Source organism: Paenibacillus hemerocallicola (assembly GCF_006265175.1).
Classification (GTDB): Bacteria; Bacillota; Bacilli; order Paenibacillales; family NBRC-103111; genus Paenibacillus_AB; species Paenibacillus_AB hemerocallicola.
The window spans coordinates 251-7,666 of sequence record NZ_VDCQ01000133.1; the positions used below are offsets into that span (position 1 = coordinate 251).

The window sequence follows — 7,416 nt, forward strand, 5'->3', positions numbered from 1 at the left end:
TTGGCCGCATCGCCTCCTCCTCCCGAGCTGCAAGCGCCCAGAATGAGAGCAAGCGACAGGAAAGGCAGAACCGATTTCGACACCCTTTTGTTGACCATTTTTATCCACCCTTTCAGATCGAGTAAGAAACAAAAATCCTAAATGCTATATTCCAATATACATATAAACACGCTCGCGCTAACGACATTATTTATGCGTTTTCGGTCATTTATTATCTGATTGAATAAACTGTGTTTCTTCATCTCATAAATAATGTAAGAAGTGTGCATTTCAACCCAGTTTTTGTGCATGAGGTTTCCACGCCACACAACAATGATGGCTCCCGGCAAAAGAAAAAAAGCCGCTGCTAGGCGACTTTTCGGCAGGCAAATATTTGACCAGTGACGGCAGAAACGGTTTTTACAGTTGAATCGATATTCGATCCGCCTAAGGAGCAGGCTCGATATGAATATGGACATGCTCGATCAGGTGATCCTCTTTCATGCGACGCTCGATATCTTCCGTAATCGTATGGCTCTCTGCGACGCTAAGGTTCTCGTCGACCAATATTGTAACGTCGAGCAACACATAGTTTCCGTGGACTCTCGCTTTTATATCTTTCAACACCTGAACGCCGGGCGTCTTCCGTATCGTTTTTTTATACTGGGACAATTCTTTCTCATTAAATCCGTCGGACAAAGAGTGGATCGCTTGGTGGAAAATATCGTAGGCCGTTTTACAAATGATGAACCCGACGGCCATCGCCGCCAGCGGATCAAGCCAGCTTAACCCGAATTGAGCTCCGATTATGCCTATGAATGCCCCGAAGCTCACGAATGCATCGGAACGGTTATCTTGTGCGGCGGCCATCACGGCGCTGCTATCGGTCCTATTTGCCAAACTTAGGTTGTATCGATATACCCCGAACATGACAAATCCGCAGAAGAGCGCGGTCCATGCCGTAATCAGATCCGGCGTACGAACGGAGCTTTCAAAAAACGTCATGACGGCTTGAAACAATACTTGGATGCCGACGGCCGCCATAATGAGCGATGCGATTAACGTAGCAATCGTCTCCGCACGGAAGTGACCGTATTTATGATTATGATCCGGCGGCTTTCTTGATATTCGAAGACCGATCAGCACGGCGACGGAAGCGACGATGTCTGTCGTATTGTTCAATCCGTCTGCCCGCAATGCCTCGGAATAAAACAAATATCCGATCGTCAGCTTGAGGACGGATAGGCAAATATAGGCGGCTATACTTACCCATGCGCCTCTTTCCCCCTGCCGCAATTTATCGTACATTTCCATTTCGGCGTTCTCCCACTCCATAAGATTTACTTTGAACATAATACCCGATGAATATCGTGTGGGTCTAGAGAAACAGTCTTGGCGAGGGCTAACCCTATTTGCATCCGACAAATCTTTTTGAGCGGTAAAACAATGTTTCCCCGGACAAACTCCGTCCGTTATAATGCCATATCCCTTCCATTTTTATCCCATAAAACAAAAAAAGCCGTGGTGCGCACGACTTCAAAATAATTAAACAGGTCCGTAGAATCTCGCCTCTTCAGGATATGTCACGGGATTTAAGGAATTTATCGATTGCTCCGGATACCGCATCCATACTGACCGGCTTGCTTATATATTCATCCATCCCCGCGCCCAAATATTTTTCGCTATCGCCTTTCATCGCATGTGCCGTCACAGCTACGATAAAGATGCTTTTCTCGGACGGCATCGAACCTTTTATCAACCTGGTCGCTTGTATTCCATCCATATTGGGCATTTGAACATCCATAAAAATAAGGTCATACGGATAACGTTTCACCGCTTCGACGGCGTCTTCTCCATTTTCGACTACCGTAGCGCTGTAACCCAGCTTCTCGACCATCTTTGTTAAAACGAATCGATTCACGTTATGATCTTCCGCTATCAAGATGTTCAGCCGGTTTTCTGTCTGGTTATCTTGTTGAGCCGGGCTATCCTTTTGCGCGCATTTGGGACGATCTTGAATCGAAAAGCCGGCAGTGAACCAAAAAGTGGAGCCCGGTTGCTCCCGACACGGTTTATATCCGATCTCGCCGCCCATGAGATGAACAAGCTTTCTGCATATCGCCAATCCCAATCCGGTCCCTTCCGTCTTGCGCGTCATAAAATGATCCGCCTGATAAAAGGGCTCGAACAAATGGACCGCTTTCTCTTCGGGCACTCCGATACCCGTATCCCGGATTTCAAAATGCAGACAGGCCGTACCCCGTTCTAGCTTCGTACTTTCGACCGAAATTGCCACGGCTCCGGCGGGAGTAAACTTGATGGCATTGCTGAGCAAATTCATAAGTACTTGTCTCAGCTTCGTGACATCCCCCAGAACCAGAGCAGGTACGTTGGGACAGACGGATGCAGTCATCTCCAAATTTTTCTCGAGCGCTTTTGGCAGCATAATGTTCAACGTTTCCGATACGACGGTTCTCACGCTAAATTGTTCTTGGACGATTTCGGCTTTGCCCGACTCGATTTTGGAGAAGTCCAAAATGTCGTTGATGATCGTCAGGAGCGTATTGCCGCTTTTTTTAATATTTTCGACATATTCATGCTGCTCCGCGTCCAGTGTCGTCGCCAAGAGCAGGTCCGTCATTCCGATCACTCCGGTCATCGGAGTTCGGATCTCGTGACTCATCATCGCTAAAAATTCGCTCTTCGCTTTATTCGTCTTTTCGGCGGCTTCTTTCTCGATAAGCAGCCTCTTTTGTTCGGTCATGTCCTTGGCGATGAAATAAAATCCCGCATTTTTATTATGAATAATAATTGGCGCCAATGTAGCCAAAACTTCAATTTCCCGTCCGTCCTTGTTTTTGATCACATTGATCGACTTCTCGACGGCACTGTAATCCGTTGAAACGGAAAGGATCTGTGCAAGATTGCTATCGCCGATCAGTTCGGAGATACTAGATCCGATCAGTTCTTGGATCTGATATCCCGTTAGCAATTCGGCCACTTGATTTCCATTTAAAATGCTGCCGTCCAAACCAAATGAAATGATCGCGTCGTGATTGTACTTTTTAAGCGAAGTATACCGTTCGATGCTATCCTGCAGCTTAAGTTCCACTGCTTTGCTTTTCGTAATGTCGATAAATTGTGTAATGAAGAACAATGGACTTCCAGCGAATTCATCGCGAACAAGAGATACATGTATAGACGTCCAAATATGATTTCCATTTTTATGCAAATACTTTTTTTCTATTTCGTAAGAAGTGATAGTGCCATCGAGCAGCTCTTTTTTGAAACCCTTATGATCGGAATGATCGGGAGACGTAAAGTCTTCGGCCGAAAGAGCCATGAGTTCTTCTGGCGTATATCCGAATATTTTGCACACCGCGGGATTGACACTCATCCATTTACGGTCCATCGATACTAAAGCTATACCGATCGGAGCATTCTTATATACGTGCTCAAATAAAGCCTGGTGTCCTAAAACCTCTGTATCCGGCATATTCCGCACCCCTTGTATCGATTCAAAGTACTCTTTCTATATACTACTGGTGAAAGAACACCGCGACTACCTGGTGTTCTTTGTTTTCAATTACCCGCTATCCGTTAACTTTAATCGATCGTTGCATAATTTTCATTAAAAAACAAAAAGCACCGGCATACGATGCTTTTTGAAGACTTGTATTCGATCGGCAGCGCGGATGGGTCAAGCCGCCTCTTCTCGACTTTACTTTAATAGAGCTTCCTTATGCGACTTCGCCATTATTTCCGCAACCGTTTGTTCCGGCGTCCATTCGGAAGAATCCAACCACATGCCGATTCGAGGGGTTTCATTGCGCAGCACGGCATCCAGCGCTTCCACGGTCCAATTGCCGTATCCTTTTTTGGAGCGGGCCTCTTCCCTCCGGGCCACGACGGTCGGATTCGGACAAAGGACGACGACATAGAGAGGACGGCTATGGATATATGATATAAAGTCAAGCAGCATCGGTCCGATTACGACATCCTGCACGACGACCGTAAATCCGGCCTGAACATATGTATCCGCCGCCTGTGCGGCCAGACGATAACGGAGCAATAGTTGATCCGCCTCGACCTTCCCGAGGTTTGGATTTATTTCTTTCCGGTTATTTACGATCATTCTCCGAAACAGATCTCCCCTTAAATGAACCGATTTCTCGAATCGTTCGGAAAGCAATTGCGCGACCGTCGATTTTCCGCTTGCCATAATGCCGGTTACCAGATAAATGCCGGGACGTTCCATAGTCATAGCTCGTTCGTTCCTCCTTCCCCATTTCATTTATTATAAGACTTATGTATAGGTCACCGTAAGGGGGAGTTCTTTTTCATAAGAAAAAAGTCCATCGACGTATTTCAAAGGTGAGCGACCGCGATTCAGCGTTTGTTTTTCTTGGTAAAGAAAGCCTCGTTTCGCATTAGTACTTTAGCGAAGTGTAACTTTCTTGATCGTTCAAAAATATCCAAGGACGATCATTTGTATTAAGATAAGATAGGATATGGCGCTTTGAAGGAGTGGTTACAAGATGCGGTTTCGGTTAGGCCGCTTGTTATTGCACTATCGGAAGATCGCGGAATACCGGCTCAAAAGGCTGCGCGAGCTCGTGCTGGATCGGCCGTTTCGGCCCGGTATTGTGGTGAAGGGACGTTATACGGTGCGTAGCGTGCTCGGAATCGGTAGCTTTGGAATCAGTTACTTGTGCGACGATGCGGCGAACGGCCAAATGTGCGTGATGAAGCAGGTAAAACCGAGCAAGCGCGCGGGAAGAAGCGGGTCGCCGGTTTTCGAACGGGAAGCGGCGACGCTTCGCAAGCTCGATCATCCGGGCATTCCGAAGCTTCTGGACCGGTTCGAGGAGCGCAGGCAGCTTTTCCTTTGTATGGAGCATAAGGAAGGCCGCAACCTTGAAGATATCGTATTTGCCGACGGCGTCGTCTTCTCCGTACGGGATGCGCTACTGATAATCAAGAAAGCTATCGTTATACTCGAGTACGTACACGGCGAACGGATCGTTCATCGCGATGTCAGAATTCCCAATCTGATATGGCAGCCGGACGGCAACGTGGCTTTGATCGATTTCGGATTGGCTTGTCCGGTATCGGAGGACGGTCGGATCCCTCCCGAGGAGGACGATGCGCACGAGCATTACGCCGAGGAGAAACGGATCCGCCGCGAGCCGGTATTTGCCAGCGATTTTTATGCCTTGGGCCATTGCTTGCTGTTCTTGCTATATACGGGCTACGCAGATCAGCCGGGGCAATCCGAACTCGGCTGGGAGGATGAGCTGCATCTTCATCCGGATGTCCGACGCATGATCCGCAAATTGCTCCAAACCGATCGGCCTTATGAGTCGATCGCGACGCTGCGCGGTGAACTGGACGAATTGATCGCAACGGTTCATTGAACAGCCGGACGAAACCGGTCAAGAAAAAAGCTTGCCGGAATAACCGGCAAGCTGGGCAAGCGCACGGACTTCCGGTCAGGAACTGGAATGGCTTTTGTGCTTGCGCCTGTAATAGGAACTGCCTTGATTGTTATGGTATTGATCCCGGTTATGGTTGGACGGCGGATATCCGCCGCGACCTCTGCGGGAATCGCTGCTGCTGTACCGGGAATAACGCGCTTTGTGTCCCAACTTCGACTCGAGCAGCTTTTTCAGCATCCGTTTGAGCATCCGTACTCCCTCCATTCGCTCGCGAAGGCTTTTTAAGCCTCTTGACCATTAATACGAAAAGTCGGGATACAGGTTTCACGCTCGTCATTGGTATTGCCGGAATATTGACGTCGCCGCGCCTCATTCCCACATCGAACGAAGCTTTTGCACCGTAAATTCCACCAGCTGCTGCCCGCCCTCCGGCCCTACCGGATTGCTGGCGGCAGTCGATCCGTAACCGCCGCCCCGTACCGAACGCGGACTCGGCAAGTAAGTACCGCCCCCTGCCAGTTGAATCAAAAAGGTTTGTACGGCCGGACTGCGCACCTTGATTTGGACGCCGAAATCGAGGTAACATTCGAACGGTTGGGTGGCGAAAGCAACATCTCCCAGACGCACTGCGTGGATCTCGGACAAATAGGCGGACCGGATATGCTGATTTCCGAAACGGTCGACGATGCCCCTCATAGCATGCATGCGCCCATAAGCGTATGTGAGGTCCACGTACCAACGGGGCTGCTCTTGCAACTTCGGATCATCTTCCAGTCTGCGTCTTTCCTTCTCCCATTGCTCCTTCCACCGTTCGGCCTCGTTCTCTGCTTCCCTTGCCTCCTCTTCCGTCAACATATTCGACTGCAGCGCAACCGTCTCCACGCTATGGCCGAGCACCGGGTTCCAATCGATCGCCTGACGGATATAGGGCAGGACATCCGACGCGGCATCCGCTATCCGGCATGCGATCTCCTCGCGTTCCGTACGGCCCTTCAATCCCAGCATGCGTACATGGGCAGACGCCTCGTACAGCAAATGCGGCGAGATATCGCCGGCCGCGCTGCACTGGGGAAGAACGAATAAGCCTTCGCCGAACCGCCGCCGCAGCTCCATACGCGTCTCATGCCACCAGTCCGCACTGACGGAAAACCCGTCTTCGCCTTCCTGAGCGGGGCAAGGCACGTTCGTCACCAAGCCTGTCAATTTGCCGTCAGCATCGTAAGTGGCAAGCAGTTGGACACTGTGATCCGCGTAACCTTCAACGTGTCGGAATGTAGATTCGGATTCCGGATCTACTTGATAGAAGCTCCTGTCGTCTGACATCGCTTTGGCGCTCCGGCGTTGTTTGTCTTGTGCGTCCGAACTGTACATGGTCGTTCGGCCGTCCTCGTTCACCCATCTCCGGTTGTGGCCGACTACCGCCGTCCCCTCCCCGAATCCGATGCCTCCGGGAGCTCGCGTGCTCCAGGCTCTTGCTGCGGCTCGCGCAATTCGGTCCGCCGCCCACGATACATATTCCTCTATGGACAGCGCAGTCAGCTCGACTCTGCTCCTGCCTCCCGGAATGTGATCGGCAGCGGAGACATGCTTTCCTATCGGCGGCGCGGTATGGGTATGGGTGGCATTCATCACGACCTTGAGCGGGTCGAGATCGGCAGCCTGATTCCGCAGTCGCGTACGAACCGCTCCGAGCAGTTCATCCGATATGTGGATCAGATCGCAGCTTACCCATACGGCTTGCTCCTTGCCCGATTCAAGCGCCCAAGCCGTCGCCGTTAGCGGATCTTGTATGCCTTCCGACAGCCGTTTTCCCGTCAATGCGGCCTTCCGGGTCGCTTCCACTACGCGGATGGCGCGGCTTCCCGCATCCCCTCCGATGTCAAACGGCTTGCCGGCCAGCAGCGCATGGACGAAATCCTGGTGGACCTGCGACAGCGAGCCTCCGCCCCAAAGCGCATGCTCGAATTTGTACGAGTTCCAAGTCCCCGCTTGGTACGTA

Annotated in this window: 6 protein-coding genes; 1 reads left to right on the forward strand and 5 read right to left on the reverse strand. The window is 50.6% G+C overall.

Translation table 11 applies throughout. From position 1 onward, the window contains the following. Positions 1–426: 426 nt before the first annotated feature. The 3 genes from FE784_RS40180 to FE784_RS40190 form a co-directional block, all read right to left on the reverse strand. Complete coding sequence (locus FE784_RS40180) at positions 427–1,293, reverse strand: cation diffusion facilitator family transporter (protein ID WP_139607916.1); 867 nt, start codon at positions 1,291–1,293, stop codon at positions 427–429. A gap of 259 nt (positions 1,294–1,552) precedes the next feature. Next, entirely contained in the window at positions 1,553–3,475 is a 1,923-nt protein-coding gene (locus tag FE784_RS40185) for a PAS domain S-box protein (RefSeq protein WP_139607917.1), read from the reverse strand. 225 nt (positions 3,476–3,700) lie between these two features. Next, positions 3,701–4,273, reverse strand: coding sequence for a P-loop nucleotide/nucleoside kinase family protein (locus tag FE784_RS40190; protein WP_139607918.1), 573 nt, complete (start codon positions 4,271–4,273; stop codon positions 3,701–3,703). A gap of 244 nt (positions 4,274–4,517) precedes the next feature. On the opposite strand from FE784_RS40190, the gene FE784_RS40195 reads away from it, so the two are divergent. Continuing rightward, positions 4,518–5,396, forward strand: coding sequence for a serine/threonine protein kinase (locus FE784_RS40195; protein WP_139607919.1), 879 nt, complete (start codon positions 4,518–4,520; stop codon positions 5,394–5,396). A gap of 75 nt (positions 5,397–5,471) precedes the next feature. On the opposite strand, the gene FE784_RS40200 is transcribed toward FE784_RS40195, so the two are convergent. Together FE784_RS40200 and FE784_RS41465 are read right to left on the reverse strand one after the other, a co-directional pair. Continuing rightward, positions 5,472–5,666 carry a hypothetical protein gene (locus tag FE784_RS40200; protein ID WP_139607920.1) on the reverse strand — a complete coding sequence of 65 codons (195 nt, stop codon included), beginning with the start codon at positions 5,664–5,666 and terminating at the stop codon, positions 5,472–5,474. Between the two features lie 120 nt (positions 5,667–5,786). After that, on the reverse strand, positions 5,787–7,416 hold a 1,630-nt coding region (locus tag FE784_RS41465), incomplete at its 5' end, for a hypothetical protein (RefSeq protein WP_176706875.1).